Genomic DNA, 15827 nt, shown 5'->3' with positions numbered 1-15827 from the left:
ACTCTTTAGAGATGAACGTCGATCCGGTTCACCGGCTGCGCGGCGCTCTGCTCGCCGGGCTCGGTGCGGTCGCGCTGGTGCTCGGGGGCTGGTGGTGGCAGGCGCAGGAGCCGACGGGCGCCCCGGCGTCGATCGCTTCCGGCGACGGCCCGAGGTCGGCGACGACGTGGCGGATGGAATCCGGCACCAGGACCAGTGTCGTACTCGACGCACGAACCGGCTCCGTCGTCTCGGCACCCCCCGGCGGCGGGTACGGGCCACCCGGCGGCACGGTGGACGCCTCGTCCAGTGCCGACCATCGGAGCCTACGGCGGGCGGAGGTCCCCAATGTGGTCTGGACCGAGCTGACGAAACTGACCGAGGGGGCGTCGGTGGTCCGACAGGCCCCGATCGGGTACGGGGAGACGTTCCGGCTCCGCTTCCGGTGCGTCGGGCCGGGAGATCTGTTGGTGACGGTCGACGGAGCGCGGGCGGCCGATCCGATCACGATCGGCTGCGACGGTGGGGCGGCCATGACGGAGGTCACCGGCACCGGCGGGCCGGTACGCATCTCGTTCTCCGCCGCCGGTGCGGAGCCGTTGCAACTGGAGGCCCGCCTGATCGCCCCGTCCTGAGCCGTTCGAGCATCTACTCTTTCCGGCATGCGTGATGATCCCGTCCATCGGCTCCGAGGCGCCCTGCTCGCCGGTGTGGGCGTGGTGGCGCTCGTTGCCGGTGGCGGATGGTGGCAGGCGACCGCACCAAGCGTCGGCACCGGTGCCCGGTCGGCGTCCGACGGCTCCCCGCAGACGATCGAGTGGCCGGTGGATCCGTTCGTCGGTGGGAACCGGCAGAATTCCGGTCCGGCCTCGGTCCGGTCCGGGGCGACGGCGTCGTTCTGGCTGGATCCGGCCACCGGCGCGGTGATCGGGATGGATCCGGCCGCCGGTTCCTCTCTCGTGCTCGAACCGCGCGACGGCACGAGACGCATGCTGGTCGGGTCCGGCGACGTCAGCGCTCCGGAGACCGGAGAGTCGGGCCGGCGGCGAGCGGGCGGCGGCAACGTGGTGTGGATCGACCGATCGGTGCTGCGTCCGGGCGAGCCTGTGGTCCGCAGGGCTCGGGTCGGCGATGGCGACCAGTTGGCGCTGCTCGTCAGGTGCACCGGCTCGGGCGAGGTCAATGTCGCCGTCGACGGTGCCCGGGGAGCGTTCTACCCCCACAGGGTGGAGTGCACGGGGACGGTGTCGACGATCGGGATCACCGCTGCCGGCGGGCGGCTGCGGGTCACGTTCCATCCCGGCGACGCGGCGCAGGCTCAGCTGGTGGCCCGCCTGGTCGCTCAGTCCTGAGATCGGTCGTGCCCGCCGACCGGCGGCCGGTGCCGGAAGGGCCGGGTGTCGCGGTGGCGGGGTCGGGCCTGGCCGGGCGCTCGCGGTCCGGCTCGGCGGCGCGAGGTCAGCCCGCCAGGCGGGCGAGTTCGGCCTGGTAGTCGGCGAGGGAGTCGACCTCGGGCACGACCAGGACGACCCGGCCGGTGCGATCGGCGAGCAGGGCGGTCACGGTGTCCGGGCGGGCCGGCAGGTGCAGGAAGTCGCGGAGGCCACCAGCCGGGTCGGCCAGCGCGCGGACCTCGGTGCCGGCCGGTGCGGCCCGGGGGCGGGCGGCGGCGACGGTGACCACGCTCACTCCGGCCGGTGCCGCCGTCGCTGCCTCGGCGACCCGCTCCGGGCAGGCGCACCCGTCGACCAGCAGCACCACGGTCGGCACCAGGGCCCGCAGCGGCACCGGGGACTGACCGCCGTCGACCAGGTCCAGGGCGGGCAGTGGTCGTCCGGTGAGCCGGATCGGTGCCGGGTCGCCAGTGCCGGTGGTCGGACCGGGGGAGCGGCCGGCGCGGGGCCAGGTGGCGGCGGCCAGGCCGGCGACGGTCGCCACGACCGCGAGCAGCAGCGCGAGCACGGGCAACGCGGACGGACGCCATCGGCGGGCGTGCCCGGCGGCCCTGCCACACAGCTCGCGGCGTACCTGCTCGGCTTCGTCCGCGAGGGCGGCGGCGTCGTCGGGGACGACCACCCGGCCCCACTCGGGCGGCAGGTCGGGCAACCCGGGACCGTCGGCGTCGGCCTTGCCCATCACCACCTCCTCAGCGCGACCGGCGGTGGGGACCGCCCTGTCGCCGGTCGCTCTCGCCCGTCGCGGATGTGCATACGCGGGCACCCCTCAAGCGTCCCGTACCAGGCCCGGGTCCCGCTACCGCTGCCCACACTCTTCAACGGCGGGATATCATGGGGCGGGTGGCGTAGGCCCTGACGTGCAATGCCAGTCGTGATCTTCGATGCTCTTCCCCGGGCGGTACCCGGGGGTCATCTGCTGATTACGCAGCGTGGTCGAATCATTGTTTGGGCGGTCTGTCAAGCCGAAGAAATACCTCTCACAGGGCCCCTGAGCTGCGCCAACGGTCAGGACAGCGGTGAGACATCGGTGCCTGAGCGTGTTACCCTAGACACAGCGAAAGGGGTTTCGAACCTATGGTTTTCAGTGTCGGCGAGACCGTTGTTTACCCCCACCACGGGGCCGCACTCATCGAGGCAATCGAGACTCGGGTCATCAAGGGCGAGCCCAAGCAGTACCTCGTCCTGAGGGTCGCGCAGGGTGACCTGACGGTCCGGGTGCCCGCTGAGAACGCCGAGATCGTGGGTGTGCGCGAGGTGGTCGGCGAAGAGGGTCTCGGCAAGGTATTCGACGTTCTCCGGGCTCCGCACACCGAGGAGCCGACCAACTGGTCGCGGCGTTACAAGGCAAATCTGGAGAAGCTGGCCTCCGGTAACCCGCTGAAGGTGGCCGAGGTCGTGCGTGACCTGTGGCGCCGGGAGCGGGAGCGCGGGCTGTCCGCAGGCGAGAAGCGGATGCTCGCCAAGGCTCGCGACATTCTCGTCGGCGAGGTCGCGCTGGCCGAGAAGAGCACCAAGGACGAGGCGGAGACGCTGCTCGACAAGGTGCTGACCGAGGCCTAGTCCGCACAGCATCGTCGTACCCACTTCGTAGCGAAGAAACCATCGAGGACCGCGACGTGACCGCGCAGCTGAATCCGCGCGGTGACGTCGCGGTCCTCGTGCCTGCGGCCGGTGCCGGCGTACGCCTGGGGCCCGGCCGTCCGAAGGCACTACGGCTGTTGGCCGGCGAGCCGCTGCTGGTGCACGCGGTCCGCCGGCTCGCCGCCGCCCCGTCGGTGCACACGATCGTGGTGGCCGCCCCGGTCGCCGACGTCTCGGCGGTCCGCGAACTGCTCGCCCCGGTCGCGCCGGTGACGGTGGTGCCGGGCGGGGCGGAACGGCAGGCGTCGGTGGCCGCCGCCCTGGCCGCCGTGCCGGACGGCCCCGAGATCGTCCTGGTGCACGACGCGGCCCGTGCGTTGACCCCACCAGCACTCGTGGAGTCGGTGGCCGCCGCGGTCCGGGCCGGCCACGACGCAGTGATCCCCGTGCTGCCGGTGGTCGACACGATCAAGGAAGTCGACGCGGGCGAGGTGGTGCTCGGCACCGTCGACCGGGCCGCGTTGCGGGCCGTGCAGACGCCGCAGGGCTTTCGTCGGGCGGTGCTGGCCGCCGCGCACGCCGCCGCCGGTGACCCGCTCACCGACGACGCCGGGCTGGTCGAGAAGCAGGGCGTACCGGTGTACTGCGTACCCGGGTCGGACCACGCCCTGAAGATCACTCGGCCGTTCGACCTGGCGCTGGCTGAGCACCTGCTCTCCCTCGACGCCTAGCGCGTACCCTCGTTTCATGATCGTTCCTCGGGTGGCCATCGGCACCGACGTGCACGCCTTCGAGGCCGGTCGGCCGTGCTGGGTGGCCGGTCTGCACTGGCCCGACCAGGACGGCCTGGCCGGGCACTCGGACGCGGACGTCGCCGCCCACGCCGCCTGCAACGCGCTGCTCTCCGCCGCCGGTCTCGGTGATCTGGGCGCCAACTTCGGAGTGGACCAGCCCGAATGGGCGGGTGCCAGCGGGGTGGCGCTGCTGACCGAGTCGGCCCGTCGGGTCCGGGCCGCCGGTTTCGCCATCGGCAACGTGTCGGTGCAGGTGGTGGGCGTACGCCCGAAGATCGGCCCGCGTCGCGCGGAGGCCCAGCGGGTGCTCTCCGAGGCGGTCGGCGCGCCGGTCACCGTCTCCGCCGCGACCACCGACGGCCTGGGCTTCACCGGGCGTGGTGAGGGGCTCGCCGGGATCGCGGTGGCCCTGGTCTACGAGCAGGCGAGCTAGGCTCGCGCGATGTCCGCCGACGTCCCCACCGATCCGCCCGCCGCCGACGGCTACCTTGAGCGCGCCACCCTCCTCGGCGAGCTGGGCCGCTACGACGAGGCCGCCGCCGAGCTGGGCTTCGCGCTCGCCCTCGATCCCGCTGCCGTCGACGTGTCGACGATGCTGGCCCGGGTGCACCTGGCCGCCGGCCGCCCGGCCGAGGCGCTCACCGCCGCCGAGACCGCCGTGGCAGCCGCGCCGGGGCAGCTCGCCCCACTCGTCGTGCGGGGCCTGGCCCTGGGCGACCTGGAACGGTACGCAGACGCCGCCCGTACCGCCGACGAGATCATGGCGCTGGGGCCGGAGGACGCGTACGCGCAGCGCAGCGCCGCGGCGATCCTGGCCGGCTCCCGCAACGGACAGCCGGCGCTGAACGCGGCCTGGCACGGGGTGGAGTTGGCGCCCGAGGAGCCGCAGGCACATCTGGTGCTTGGCCTGGTGGCGGCCAACATGCAGATGTACGACCTGGCCGAGCGCGCCTACCGGGAGGCGCTGCGGCTGGACCCACGGCTGGCCGAGGTGAGCGAGGACGTCGGTGTGCTGCGGTTGGAGCAGCGCCGGTGGAGCGCGACTCTGGAGCAGCTCGCGGAGGCGGCGGTGGCCAGCCTGCCGCCCGATTCGGGCCGCCGGGACGGGGCGCGGACCGATCCGAACCGACCGGACACCGTCCCGGACGACCTGAGCGGTCTCGACCAGAGCCCGAACGACCCCTCGGACGGGCCGAAACCGGGTCAGAGTGGGTCGGGCGGGCCGACGGCGGGCCAGAGCGGCCTGAGTTGGCCCAGCGGCGGCCTGAGCTGGCCCACGGCGGGTCAGAGCGGGACGGGTCGACCGGACGGCACGAGCGGGCCGGAAACGGGCCAGCCGGGCGGTCAGAGCGGGGCCGGCTGGCCGCTGGGTGGAGCGGACCAGGGTGGCACGAGCCAGGCCGGGGCGGGCGTCGGTCGGTCCGCCGACGGGCGGGACGAGCCGCCGACCTGGCCGTCCGAGAGCGGATCGGCCGGCGGGTATCAGGGTGATCCCTTCGCCGCGCCGGGCGACGCGGGTCCGGCCGGTCCGGTCGCCGACCGCACCGTGCCGGCGGCGTTGCGGCAGCTCGTCGTCTGGGGTGCCGGCTGGTCGGTGATCGCCGCCGTGATGGTCGCCTGTTCGGCCGCCACCGGGCCTGGCTTCTCCCGCATGATGGCGCTGCTGGCCGCAGCTGGCGGCGGCTTCGTGGTGTGGCGGCAGGCGTCGCGGCTGCCCGGCCTGACCCGGACCGTGCTGCCGGTGCTGCGGCGGACCGACCGGACGCTCGCGTTCGCCGTCTACGGGGCCTGCGTGGCGCCCGTGCTGATCCTGCTCTACGCCCTGCTGGGCACCCCGTGGCCGCTGGTGCTGGCGATCGGGGTGGCGATGGCCGCGCAGCTCGCGATCATCACCCGACCGGTCGCCTGACCGGCCGGGTGACGCGTCGGTTCAGGGCCGCCGGGCCCAGGTCCAGGCGTACGCGTCGTCCTCGCACTCGCTCGCCGCGTCGCACAGGTCGAGAGGCCGGAAGGTGTCGACCATGACCGCCAGCTCGTCGAAGAAGTCCACGCCGATCGAGCGCTCGGCGGCGCCGGGCTGGGGACCGTGCGTGAAGCCGGACGGGTGCAGCGAGATGGACCCCTGCTCGATGCCGGAGCCGCGCCGGGCCTCGTAGTTGCCGCCGGTGTAGAAGAGCATCTCGTCGGAGTCGACGTTGTGGTGGTGGTACGGCACCGGGATGGCGCCCGGGTGGTAGTCGACCTTGCGCGGGACGAACGAGCAGATCACGAAGTTCGGCCCCTGGAAGGTCTGGTGCACCGGCGGCGGCTGGTGGACCCGGCCGGTGATCGGCTCGAAGTCGTGGATGGAGAACGCCCACGGGTACATGTGCCCGTCCCAGCCGACCACGTCGAACGGGTGGTTGGCGAAGACGTGGCGGGTCCACCCGCGACGGTGACGAACCAGCACGTCCACGTCGGTGCCGTCGACCAGCAGTGGCGTGTCCGGTCCCCGGACGTCGCGCTCGCAGTACGGCGAGTGCTCCAGGAACTGCCCGCGTACGGAGAGGTAGCGCTTGGGCGGGCCGATGTGACCGGACGCCTCGACGGCGAGCAGCCGGGTCGGCGTGTCACCGGTCGGCACCAGGCGGTGCACCGTCGAGGTCGGGATGATCACGTAGTCGCCGGCGGTCACGTCCAGCACCCCGAAGGTCGACTCGACCCGCAGCGCTCCGGACTCGACGTAGAGACAGTGGTCGCCGGTGGCGTCCCGGAACAGCGGGGAGGGCCGGTCGGCCAGCACGTACGCGATCCGGACGTCGTCGTTGGCGAGCAGGTAGCGCCGACCGAGGACCGGGTCCGCCCCGGTGCCGTCGAGCTTGTGGGTACGCAGGTGCCGGGGCTTGAGCGGCAGGTTGGGCGCCCGGGTCACCGCCGGTGGGATGAACTCCTCGGCGGCGACGATCGCGGTCGGCGCGTACCGGTGGTAGAGCAGGGACGAGTCGGAGGAGAAGCCCTCCTGGCCCATCAGCTCCTCGGTGTAGAGACTGCCGTCGGGCTGCCGGAACTGGGTGTGGCGCTTCCGTGGCACCTCGCCGACGCTGCGGTAGTACGGCATCTCGCCTCCCGTCACCAGCGCGTCCGATAATCGGACGCTGTTGTCCGCTTCTTAGAGCGTCCCGTACATTCTTGTCTCGTGTCAACGCAGCTGCCCGCGCTCGTCACCGGACTCGTCGACGACGCCGCCGTCTTCCCGCCGGGCAGCGCGTCGCTGCCCGACGCCCTCGCCGCCCACCGGCAACACCGCGCCGCCTGGTACGCCGACCTCGTCGGCCCGCTGCTGCTGCCGGCCTCGACCGTGGCCGCAGGCGAGCTGGACGGACTGGTCGATCCCGGGCTCGCCATCGGGCTGATCGGCGACACCGGTCTCGACCGCCTGTCGCTCGCGCTGTCGTGCCTGCCTCCGCTCGGCGTGACCGCCCGGCAGGTCGAAGCGCCCGTCGCCCGGCGCGGCGAGGACCCGCAGCCCGGCCTGGCCGAGCTGGTGACGCTGACCGAACGGCTGGACGGCGTACCCGTCTACGCCGAGATCCCGCTGACCGTCGGACTGATGGGGGCGCTGGACGCGCTGGCCGAGGCGCGGGCCGGTGGACTGCCGGTCGCCGCGAAGTTCCGCACCGGCGGGCTGGCCGCCGAGCTGTTCCCCACCCCCGCCGAGCTGGCCGCGGTGATCTGCGCCTGCCGGGACCGACGGCTGCCGTTCAAGCTGACCGCCGGGCTGCACCACGCGGTGCGGCAGGTGGATCCGGAGACCGGATTCACCCACCACGGCTTCGGCAACGTGCTGGCCGCCACGCTGGCCGCCGCCGACGGCGCCGGGGTGGACGCCGTCGCCGAGCTGCTCACCGTGCGTGACGAGCGACCGCTGGTCCAGGGCACCGAGGGACGACGCGACTCGGCGCGCCCGCTCTGGGTGGGCTTCGGCTCGTGCAGCATTACCGAACCACTGACCGACCTGATCCGGCTCGGGCTGGTGAACGGAGGATTCGAGGGATGAGCGAGCGGGCACGGTGGAACGGAGGGTCGGCGTGAGCTGGGTGACGGGTGCCGAGGGTTCCGGGTACGGGGTGCACCACCTGCCGTACGGGGTGTTCCGGGTGGGCTCCGGCGAGCCCCGGATCGGCGTACGCGTCGGGGACCTCGTGCTGGACCTGGCGGGCGCGGAGGAGGCCGGCCTGGTGCTGGCCGGCGGCGCGCTGCGGCAGTCCACGCTGAACGCGTTCCTGGCGCTGGGCCGTCCGCAGTGGACCACCGCCCGACAGCGGATCACCGAGCTGCTCACCGAGGAGACCCACCGTGCGGCGGTCGAGCCGCTGCTGGTGCCGCTGGCCGAGGTGACGATGGAGCTGCCCTTCGAGGTGGCCGACTACGTCGACTTCTACTCCTCGGAGCACCACGCCTCGAACGTCGGGCTGATCTTCCGGCCGGGCCAGCCGCCGCTGCTGCCGAACTGGAAGCACCTGCCGATCGGCTACCACGGCCGGGCCGGCACGGTGGTGGTCTCCGGCACCCCGGTGGTACGCCCGCACGGCCAGCGGCCCGGTCCGCAGGGGCCGGTCTACGGCCCGTCCGCGCGCCTGGACATCGAGGCCGAGGTGGGGTTCGTGGTGGGCGTGCCGAGCCCGCTCGGACGCCGGGTCGCCGCCGCCGACTTCGCCGACCACGTCTTCGGGGTGGTGCTGGTCAACGACTGGTCGGCTCGGGACATCCAGGCGTGGGAGTACCAGCCGCTCGGGCCCTTCCTCGGCAAGTCGTTCGCCACCTCGGTGGCCGCCTGGATCACGCCGCTGGACGCGCTGCGAGACGCCTTCGTACCCGCCCCGGAGCAGGACCCGCCGGTGGTCGACTACCTGCGCGAGGAGTCGCGCCTGGGGCTGGACCTGCGGCTGACCGTGCGCTGGAACGGCGAGGCGGTCAGCGAGCCGCCGTTCGCCGGCATGTACTGGACGCCGGCCCAGCAGTTGGCGCACCTGACCGTCAACGGCGCCTCGCTGCGTACCGGCGACCTGTACGCCTCCGGCACCGTCTCCGGCCCGCGCCGGGACCAGGTCGGCTCGTTCCTGGAGCTCACCTGGGGCGGCACCGAGGCGGTCGTGGTGGACGGAGCGGAGCGAACCTTCCTCGCCGACGGGGACACGGTGACCATCACCGCGACCGCTCCCGGACCGGACGGCAGCACCATCGAGTTGGGTGAGGTCACCGGCACGGTCACGCCCGCGAACTGACCCCAACCCGACACTATTCCTTGATCGCACTCGATGTGCGATCAAGGACCGTCACCGACTTCGTTGATGACTCGGAATTGCGTCGCCACGACGCGCCGGGCCGGCCGGTGCCCCCCGTTCCGGTCGGCCCGGCCCCGGCTGGCGACACGTCACAAACCGAGGAGATGACGATGCACGAACTCGTGGGCGCGGTCTGGCGCACCAGCAGCCGCTCGAACGACCAGGGTCTCTGTGTGGAGGTGGCCGACAACCTGGCCCGTGTCCACGGTGTGGTGGGCATACGCGACTCCAAGGACCAGGCCGGGCCGGTCCTCGTGGTCAGCCCGCCGGACTGGACGTCGTTCGTCGGCGCGATCCGGGACGGGCGCTTCACCCGCTGACACCACCGGCCGTGTTCCGCGAGCGCCGTACCGCTCTCGTGGGACACGGCCTTCCCGTGCCGCGACGGCCCCGACACGGCCGTTCCCCGTGCCGCGACGGCCCTACCCGGTGGGCGTGACGTCCGTACCCTCGGGGCCGTGCCCCGGCGCACTCAGCCCGGCTGGATAGGGTGCCGGTCGGAGGTGCGGGATGGGGTTGACGACGGGCCGGCGGCGGATCGTGGCGGTGGTGTCCGTGGCTGTCATGGTCGCGGTCACCGCGATCACCGCGTACCGCGTACTCGCTCCGGCCGAGGTCAGCACGACTGCGCGGGGCGAGTACCCGGCCGCCGCCGAGCGGGAGGCCGGGGTGGTCGGCCGGCTGCCGGTGGCGCCGCTGATCGTCGACGGTCGCCTCCGCGTGTACGCGGCGCAGCGTCAGGTGTACGCCGACGGGCCGGTGGACGCCCGGCACCGGGGCACGCCGTACTGGTCGTACCGGCGCTGGCCCGCCGAGGTGAGCGGGGTCGTCGCGACCGGAACCACGGTGGTGAGCCACTGGTCGGACGGGAAGCTGGTGGCGCTGGACGCGCGTACCGGACAGGTGGCCTGGCAGGTCGACGGCCCGGCGCCCGCGCAGGGGTGGACCGCGCGCCGCACCGGCGCCGGTGCGGTCTGGAGCCCGGCGGGCCTGTTCCACGCCGAAGCCGGCGACTCGCCGACGCTCGTGGTGTCCGGGCCGCAGCGCCTCGCCGCCTTCGCGTTCGACGACGGCCGGCAACTCTGGTCGACGGAGGTGGACGGCGCTTGCCGCACCGACGTCGGCACCACCTCGACCGGCCGATTCGCCTCGCTGGACCGGTGCGGGGGACCGGCGGTGGTCGAGTTCCGCGACCTGCGCAGCGGTGAGCCGGTGGACCGGTGGGAGCCGCCGGGTGCCGCCGCCGAGTGGAGCGTCACGCCGGTCGGGTGCCTCACCGAGGGCGTGCGCTGCGGTGGCCTCCGTGTCACCGGCCCCGGCGACGACGGGGGGCGAGGCTGGCTGCTGGCCGCCGACGGCCCGGTGGCCGCACCCGCACTCGACCCGGCCGACGCCGAGTTGACCGGGGAGTGGGTCGTCCGGGCGGCGGACGGCGTGGTCACCGGACGGTCCGCCCGTGACGGCGAGGACGGCGAGGAGGTCTGGCGGCGTACCGACCTCGGGCCGGTCCGGATCGTGGCGGTCCAACCCGACCGGGTGCACCTGGTCACCGAGACGAACGACCTGATCACCGTCGACCCGGCCACCGGAGCCGAGCGGTCCCGCTTCGTGCTCAACGTGGGGGCCGACGGGGTGGGCTGGACGCCCGGGGCGGCGTACGCGAGCGGTGGCTACCTGGCGGTGGAGAGGCTCCGGCAGCCGTCCGCATCGGACGCCGACGACCAGCGCTACTTCCTCACCTCGGAGCCGCTGGTGCTGGCGGCGACCTAGGAGCTAGCGAGTCTCGGGCAAATCGGACAAAAGTTACGTATGCTCTCGGTGGGCTTCCGGGCCGGTCCGCTGGGGGATGGCGGATCGGCCCGGCACCGCTCGTGGCTCAGCCCAGCGCGGACTCGGCGGCGGCCAGGAAGGCGTCGTTCTCCTCCGGCGTACCGATGGTCACCCGCACCCCGTCGCCCGCGAACGGCCGGACGATCACGCCCCGCGACTCGCAGGCCTTGCCGAACGCCAGCGCCCGGTCGCCCAACGGCAGCCAGACGAAGTTCGCCTGGCTGGTGGGCACGTCCGGGACGAGCTTGCGCAGCGCCTCGGTGACCCGGTCCCGCTCGGCCACCACCAGCGCGCACCGCCGCTGCACCTCGTCCGCCTGTGCCAACGCGGCCAGCGCGCCCGCCTGCGCCGCCATGCTCGTGGAGAACGGCGTGACGACCTTGCGGACCGCCGCCGCCACCTGCGGCTGCGCGACGAGGAAGCCGACCCGCAGACCGGCCAGGCCCCACGCCTTGGACAGGGTGCGCAGCACCGCCACGTTCGGCCGGTCGGCATAGGTCAGCCCGTCCGGCACCTCCGGGTCCGTGACGAACTCCCGGTACGCCTCGTCGATGACCACCAGCACGTCGTCCGGCACGGCGTCCAGGAAGCGGTCCAGCTCGGCCCGGCGTACCGCGGTGCCGGTCGGGTTGTTCGGGTTGCAGACCAGGATCATCCGCGTCCGGTCGGTCACCGCCGTGGCCATCGCGGACAGGTCGTGCCCGTGCCCGGCCTCGTTGGGCACCTGCACGCTGGTCGCGCCGCTGGTCGCTGCGATGATCGGGTACGCCTCGAACGAACGCCACGAGTAGACCAGCTCGTCACCGGGCAGGCAGGTGGTCCGGACCAGGTGCTCGGCCAGCGCCACCGAGCCGCAGCCGGTCGCGATGCGGTCCGGGTCCACGTCGTACCGGTCGGCCAGCGCCTGACGCAGCGCGACGACACCCATGTCCGGGTAGCGGTGCACACCGGCGACCGCCTCGGCGACCGCCTCCACGACCCCGGGGAGCGGGCCGTACGGCACCTCGTTGCTGGCCAGCTTGATGGCCTCGGGCAGACCCAGCTCGCGGGCCAGGTCGGCCGGGCTGCGTCCGGGTACGTAGTTGGGCAGTGCGTCCAGGTCGGCGCGGGTCAGCCGGGGTGTCGGCCGTCGTCCGGTGTCGGTCATGGGGTGTCTCCCGATGTGTCTGCACGGTCGTCAGGGGTGCGGGGAAGCTGGACCACCACGGTCTGTGCCCGCTTGTCGTGCAGGGCCTGCCGTAGCGGATGGTCGAAGAGCGGCGAGAGCGCGTCGATCAACTGGAGCAGCAGGCCGAGGCCGCAGCAGTACCAGAGCAGAGTGGGCAGGCCGAGGGTGTTCCACCGGCGCAGGGCCCGGGCGAAGCCCAGCGGCGCGTCCGCCTCGACCGGCACCGCCTTGACCCGGAGCAGCCGCTTGCCGAAGGTCTGTCCGTTGGCCGCCATGGCCGGGACCTCGTACGCCAACCACAGCGCGGTGGCGAGCAGCAGGATCACCACCACCAGCGAGCCGGCCTGGTCACCCGCCGGGGGCAGCGGATCGGTGGTGCGGTCCTGCGCCTCCACCCGCCGCCAGAACTCGTTGAGCGGTGTGGCGTACTCCTGCACCAGCCAATAGACGAAGATCCCGTTGACGAACACGTTGAGCAGGAAGACGATGCCGAAGTCGATCAGCCGGGCGCCGAAGCGGGCACCGAACGAGGCCAGCGGCAGCCCGTGCGGCCGGGGCGGGGGCGGCTGACCGGGCCAGGTCGGATACGGCCAACCCGGCGGCGGCCCCGAACCGGGCGGCCAGCCCGGCTGCTGTCCGGGGTGGCCGCCGTGCTGTTCGGTGCCGCCGAGTTGGCCCGGCTGTGGTCCGGGCGTGCCGCCGGGCTGGCCGGGCCAGGTGGTCTGTGGGCCCGGCTCGGTGGGTGTGCCGGTCGGCGCGGCGGCCCCGGCGGCCGGGGTCGCCGGCTCGGGTTCGGGCGTCGGCTCGGGTTCCGGTGGGGGTGGGCCCTCGGGTGGGGTGGCGTCCACCGGGATGGGCGCGCCGATCCAACCCTCACCGTCCCAGTACCTGCGGGTCTCGGGGTCGGCGGGGTCGACGTACCAACCGGGTGCCACGCTCACGTCGCGGCCTCGCTGCGCTCGTTCACCTCGACACCTTAACGACGACGGTCCCGGCGAACTTGTCGTGGAGGCACTGCTGCCAGGGCTTGTCCCACAACTGCCAGAGCCCGTCGATATAACTGCCACCCGGCACCAGGGACCCGCCGACGAACTGCACGAGGTACCGCTTACCGGCCGCCCGGCGGTCCAGGGTGTGTGTCGGGTCGAGCATCACCACCCGCAGGTTCATCACCCGCTTGCCGACGCTCTGCCCGCCGTTCCGGATCAGGTACTCCACGTGGTAGACCCAGTACAGCCCGAACATCGCCACGAAGAGACCGGCCTGGAGCAGCAGGAACGGCAGCAGGAAGTCGGTGACCATGGTCCCCGGATCCGGCTCGACGAGGGTGCCGTCCGGGTTGGTCCGGGTCAACGTGCTGAACATCCGGAACCAGACGAAGAGGAAGGCCGGCACGAACAGCACCATCAGCACCGCGCCGGCGATCAGCGCGTCGATCAGGTACGCGACCAGCCGGTCGCCGAAACCGGCCAGCGGTTGCCCGCCCGGCCCGAGTACCGGTGGTGCCACGCCCGGCGCCCAGCCCGGCGGCGGCGGTTGTCCGGGCGGACCCGGCCAGCCCGCGCCCGGCGGCTGCTGCGGTCCAGGCGGACCCGACCAGCCGGGCGGCGAGTGGCCCGGTGGCGAGTGGCCCGGTGGTGCGTACTGGGGTGGAATCGGATGCGGCGGGCCGAGGGGCGGCGGTGCGCCGCCGGCCGGGGGCGTAGGCCCACCGGCCGCCGACGGGTGCACGGGAGGCTGGGTCACGCTGGACAGTGTTACAGGTTGCCGCGCTTGTCCTGCTCCCGCTCGATCGCCTCGAAGAGCGCCTTGAAGTTGCCCTTGCCGAAACCGAGCGATCCGTGTCGCTCGATCAGCTCGAAGAAGACGGTCGGCCGGTCCTGCACCGGCTTGGTGAAGATCTGGAGCAGATAGCCGTCCTCGTCCCGGTCGACCAGGATCTTGCGGGACTTCAGCTCCTCGATCGGTACCCGGACCTCGCCGATCCGGGCCCGCAGCTCCGGGTCGTCGTAGTACGAGTCCGGGGTCTCCAGGAAGTCGACCCCGGCGGCGCGCATCGCGTCGACGCTGGCCAGGATGTCGTTGGTGGCGACGGCGATGTGCTGCGCGCCCGGACCCTGATAGAACTCCAGGTACTCGTCGATCTGCGACTTCTTGCGGGCGATCGCCGGCTCGTTGAGCGGGAACTTCACCTTGCGGGTGCCGTTCGCGACGACCTTGCTCATCAGCGCCGAGTAGTCGGTGGCGATGTCGTCGCCGACGAACTCCGCCATGTTGGTGAAGCCCATCACTCGCCGGTAGAACTCCACCCACTCGTCCATCCGGCCCAGCTCCACGTTGCCGACCACGTGGTCGACCGCCTGGAAGAACCGCTTGGGCTGCACCCCGGCGTCGATCATCGGCTGCCGGTCCACGATCGGCCTGCGGGCGACGAACCCGGGCAGGAACGGGCCGGTGTACCGGGAACGGTCCACCAGGGTGTGCCGGGTGTCGCCATAGGTGGCGATGGCGGCCAGCCGTACGGTGCCGTGCTCGTCGGTGACGTCGTGCGGCTCGGCCAGCCCCGTCGCGCCCTGGGCGGTGGCGTGCGCGTACGCGGCGTCCACGTCCGGCACCTCCAGCGCGATGTCCGAGACACCGTCACTGTGCCGGGCGACGTGCTCGGTGCCGGTGGCGTCGGGGCGTACCGCCCCGGTGAGCACGAACCGGGCCGAGCCGCTGGTCAGCACGTACTCGGCGTGGTCCCGGTAGCCCTGCTCCGGGCCCCGGTACGCCACGCAGGTCATGCCGAACGCGGTGGAGTAGTAGTGCGCGGCCTGCTTGGCGTTGCCCACCAGGAAGCGCACGTGGTCCATGCCCTTGACCGGGAACGGGTCCTTGCTGGTGTCGTGGTCGACGGCGCCGACGAGGGCGTCGACGTCGACCTCCTCGGTCGACTGGGGTCGGTCGATCGCCTGGGTCATGGTGGCCTCCCTTGCGTACCGGCCGGCCTCGTGGGCCGACGGGGTCGTCTGCTGCTGCGAGCATCGCGGTGACCGGGCTGACTGGGCAACACACTCCTGCTCTGCTGGTCAGGTTGCGCAAACGGTATGGTGTTCACGCATGAACCCTGGACAGGTTGTACAGCTCGACGCGTTGGACGCCAGACTGATCGAGTTGCTCGCCGAGGAACCCCGCATCGGTGTGCTGGAGTGTTCCCGTCGACTCCAGGTCGCCCGGGGCACCGTCCAGGCCCGGTTGGACAAGCTGATCGGCCGGGGCGTGATCGCCGGCTTCGGGCCGGACCTCGGGCCCGCCGCCCTCGGCTTCACGGTCACCAGCTTCGTCACGCTGGAGATCAGCCAGCGGCTCGGGCACGACCCGGTGACCCGCCACCTCGCGGCGATCCCCGAGGTGCTGGAGGCACACACCATCACCGGCTCGGGCGACGTGCTCTGCCGCATCGTGGCCCGGTCCAACACCGACCTCCAGCGGGTGATCGACCAGATCGTGGCGTACGAGGGGATCACCCGCGCCTCGACGATCATCGCCCTCGCCGAGCAGATCCCCTACCGAGTCCTCCCTCTGGTCCGCTCCGCCGTCGCCTGAAGGCCGTCGTACGGCGGGTCGTAGCGCCGCGCCGGGGGTGCTGTGTAAGGAGGGGTCCCCTGCTAACGCCTGGTGCATAGCAGGGGACCCCTCCTAACATCCGGAC

Annotated in this window: 16 protein-coding genes and 1 pseudogene; 11 read left to right on the top strand and 6 right to left on the bottom strand. The window is 72.8% G+C overall.

Annotated elements, in window-relative coordinates:
- The first annotated feature begins 11 nt into the window (after positions 1–11).
- On the top strand, positions 12–614 hold the full coding sequence (locus tag ACZ31C_RS09780) for a hypothetical protein (RefSeq protein ID WP_465794876.1): 603 nt from the start codon (positions 12–14) through the stop codon (positions 612–614).
- Positions 615–641: 27 nt separating this feature from the next.
- Positions 642–1331 carry a hypothetical protein gene (locus ACZ31C_RS09775; RefSeq protein ID WP_465794875.1) on the top strand — a complete coding sequence of 230 codons (690 nt, stop codon included), beginning with the start codon at positions 642–644 and terminating at the stop codon, positions 1329–1331.
- Between the two features lie 106 nt (positions 1332–1437).
- Here ACZ31C_RS09775 and ACZ31C_RS09770 read toward each other — a convergent pair whose 3' ends face one another.
- On the bottom strand, positions 1438–2115 hold the full coding sequence (locus ACZ31C_RS09770; RefSeq protein ID WP_465794874.1) for a hypothetical protein: 678 nt from the start codon (positions 2113–2115) through the stop codon (positions 1438–1440).
- A 395-nt stretch (positions 2116–2510) separates the two neighbouring features.
- On the opposite strand from ACZ31C_RS09770, the gene ACZ31C_RS09765 reads away from it, so the two are divergent.
- The 4 genes and pseudogenes from ACZ31C_RS09765 to ACZ31C_RS09750 form a co-directional block, all read left to right on the top strand.
- Positions 2511–2996, top strand: a complete 486-nt coding sequence (locus tag ACZ31C_RS09765) for a CarD family transcriptional regulator (RefSeq protein WP_007073334.1) — start codon at positions 2511–2513, stop codon at positions 2994–2996.
- 56 nt (positions 2997–3052) lie between these two features.
- On the top strand, positions 3053–3748 hold the full coding sequence (gene ispD / locus ACZ31C_RS09760; protein WP_465794873.1) for a 2-C-methyl-D-erythritol 4-phosphate cytidylyltransferase: 696 nt from the start codon (positions 3053–3055) through the stop codon (positions 3746–3748).
- Between the two features lie 16 nt (positions 3749–3764).
- Positions 3765–4244 (top strand): 2-C-methyl-D-erythritol 2,4-cyclodiphosphate synthase, encoded by a 480-nt coding sequence (gene ispF, locus ACZ31C_RS09755; protein ID WP_465794872.1) that lies wholly within the window; start codon positions 3765–3767, stop codon positions 4242–4244.
- A 9-nt stretch (positions 4245–4253) separates the two neighbouring features.
- Positions 4254–4928, top strand: a pseudogene (locus tag ACZ31C_RS09750) (tetratricopeptide repeat protein); the annotation flags it as partial.
- 813 nt (positions 4929–5741) lie between these two features.
- On the opposite strand, the gene ACZ31C_RS09745 reads toward ACZ31C_RS09750, so the two are convergent.
- Positions 5742–6908 carry a cupin domain-containing protein gene (locus ACZ31C_RS09745; protein WP_465794871.1) on the bottom strand — a complete coding sequence of 389 codons (1167 nt, stop codon included), beginning with the start codon at positions 6906–6908 and terminating at the stop codon, positions 5742–5744.
- Positions 6909–6986: 78 nt separating this feature from the next.
- On the opposite strand from ACZ31C_RS09745, the gene ACZ31C_RS09740 reads away from it, so the two are divergent.
- The 4 genes from ACZ31C_RS09740 to ACZ31C_RS09725 all read left to right on the top strand — a co-directional run bounded on the left by ACZ31C_RS09740 (position 6987) and on the right by ACZ31C_RS09725 (position 10905).
- Positions 6987–7847: a hypothetical protein gene (locus ACZ31C_RS09740; RefSeq protein ID WP_465794870.1), complete on the top strand. Its 861-nt coding sequence runs from the start codon at positions 6987–6989 to the stop codon at positions 7845–7847.
- 31 nt (positions 7848–7878) lie between these two features.
- Positions 7879–9075 carry a fumarylacetoacetase gene (gene fahA / locus ACZ31C_RS09735; RefSeq protein ID WP_465794869.1) on the top strand — a complete coding sequence of 399 codons (1197 nt, stop codon included), beginning with the start codon at positions 7879–7881 and terminating at the stop codon, positions 9073–9075.
- 170 nt (positions 9076–9245) lie between these two features.
- Positions 9246–9455, top strand: coding sequence for a DUF397 domain-containing protein (locus ACZ31C_RS09730; RefSeq protein WP_465794868.1), 210 nt, complete (start codon positions 9246–9248; stop codon positions 9453–9455).
- Between the two features lie 190 nt (positions 9456–9645).
- Entirely contained in the window at positions 9646–10905 is a 1260-nt protein-coding gene (locus ACZ31C_RS09725) for an outer membrane protein assembly factor BamB family protein (protein WP_465794867.1), read from the top strand.
- A gap of 106 nt (positions 10906–11011) precedes the next feature.
- On the opposite strand, the gene hisC is transcribed toward ACZ31C_RS09725, so the two are convergent.
- From hisC to hppD, 4 genes are all read right to left on the bottom strand, one after another.
- The gene (hisC, locus tag ACZ31C_RS09720; protein WP_465794866.1) at positions 11012–12112 is read right to left on the bottom strand and encodes a histidinol-phosphate transaminase; all 1101 of its coding nucleotides are present in this window, start codon (positions 12110–12112) and stop codon (positions 11012–11014) included.
- A complete protein-coding gene (locus ACZ31C_RS09715) occupies positions 12109–13074 on the bottom strand; it encodes an RDD family protein (RefSeq protein WP_465794865.1) in 966 nt (321 codons plus the stop codon). The genes hisC and ACZ31C_RS09715 overlap by 4 nt, the downstream gene beginning before the upstream one ends.
- A gap of 22 nt (positions 13075–13096) precedes the next feature.
- Positions 13097–13642 (bottom strand): RDD family protein, encoded by a 546-nt coding sequence (locus ACZ31C_RS09710; protein WP_465794864.1) that lies wholly within the window; start codon positions 13640–13642, stop codon positions 13097–13099.
- Positions 13643–13890: 248 nt separating this feature from the next.
- A complete protein-coding gene (gene hppD / locus ACZ31C_RS09705) occupies positions 13891–15096 on the bottom strand; it encodes a 4-hydroxyphenylpyruvate dioxygenase (protein WP_465794863.1) in 1206 nt (401 codons plus the stop codon).
- A gap of 139 nt (positions 15097–15235) precedes the next feature.
- Here hppD and ACZ31C_RS09700 point away from each other — a divergent pair, with 139 nt between their 5' ends.
- Complete coding sequence (locus tag ACZ31C_RS09700) at positions 15236–15721, top strand: Lrp/AsnC family transcriptional regulator (protein ID WP_465794862.1); 486 nt, start codon at positions 15236–15238, stop codon at positions 15719–15721.
- Positions 15722–15827: the final 106 nt, after the last annotated feature.

It is taken from the genome of Micromonospora sp. NPDC023869 (assembly GCF_055559695.1).
The sequence above is the reverse complement of the archived record's forward strand: the minus strand, read 5'-3'. Positions and strand labels throughout refer to the sequence as shown.

Bases quoted from the DNA above. Each gene is read 5' to 3' on its own strand.
- ACZ31C_RS09780 (WP_465794876.1), top strand. From the start codon at position 12: ATGAACGTCGATCCGGTTCACCGGCTGCGCGGCGCTCTGCTCGCCGGG.
- ACZ31C_RS09775 (WP_465794875.1), top strand. From the start codon at position 642: ATGCGTGATGATCCCGTCCATCGGCTCCGAGGCGCCCTGCTCGCCGGT.
- ACZ31C_RS09770 (WP_465794874.1), bottom strand. From the start codon at position 2,115: ATGGGCAAGGCCGACGCCGACGGTCCCGGGTTGCCCGACCTGCCGCCC.
- ACZ31C_RS09765 (WP_007073334.1), top strand. From the start codon at position 2,511: ATGGTTTTCAGTGTCGGCGAGACCGTTGTTTACCCCCACCACGGGGCC.
- ispF (WP_465794872.1), top strand. From the start codon at position 3,765: ATGATCGTTCCTCGGGTGGCCATCGGCACCGACGTGCACGCCTTCGAG.
- ACZ31C_RS09745 (WP_465794871.1), bottom strand. From the start codon at position 6,908: ATGCCGTACTACCGCAGCGTCGGCGAGGTGCCACGGAAGCGCCACACC.
- ACZ31C_RS09730 (WP_465794868.1), top strand. From the start codon at position 9,246: ATGCACGAACTCGTGGGCGCGGTCTGGCGCACCAGCAGCCGCTCGAAC.
- ACZ31C_RS09725 (WP_465794867.1), top strand. From the start codon at position 9,646: ATGGGGTTGACGACGGGCCGGCGGCGGATCGTGGCGGTGGTGTCCGTG.
- hisC (WP_465794866.1), bottom strand. From the start codon at position 12,112: ATGACCGACACCGGACGACGGCCGACACCCCGGCTGACCCGCGCCGAC.
- hppD (WP_465794863.1), bottom strand. From the start codon at position 15,096: ATGACCCAGGCGATCGACCGACCCCAGTCGACCGAGGAGGTCGACGTC.
- ACZ31C_RS09700 (WP_465794862.1), top strand. From the start codon at position 15,236: ATGAACCCTGGACAGGTTGTACAGCTCGACGCGTTGGACGCCAGACTG.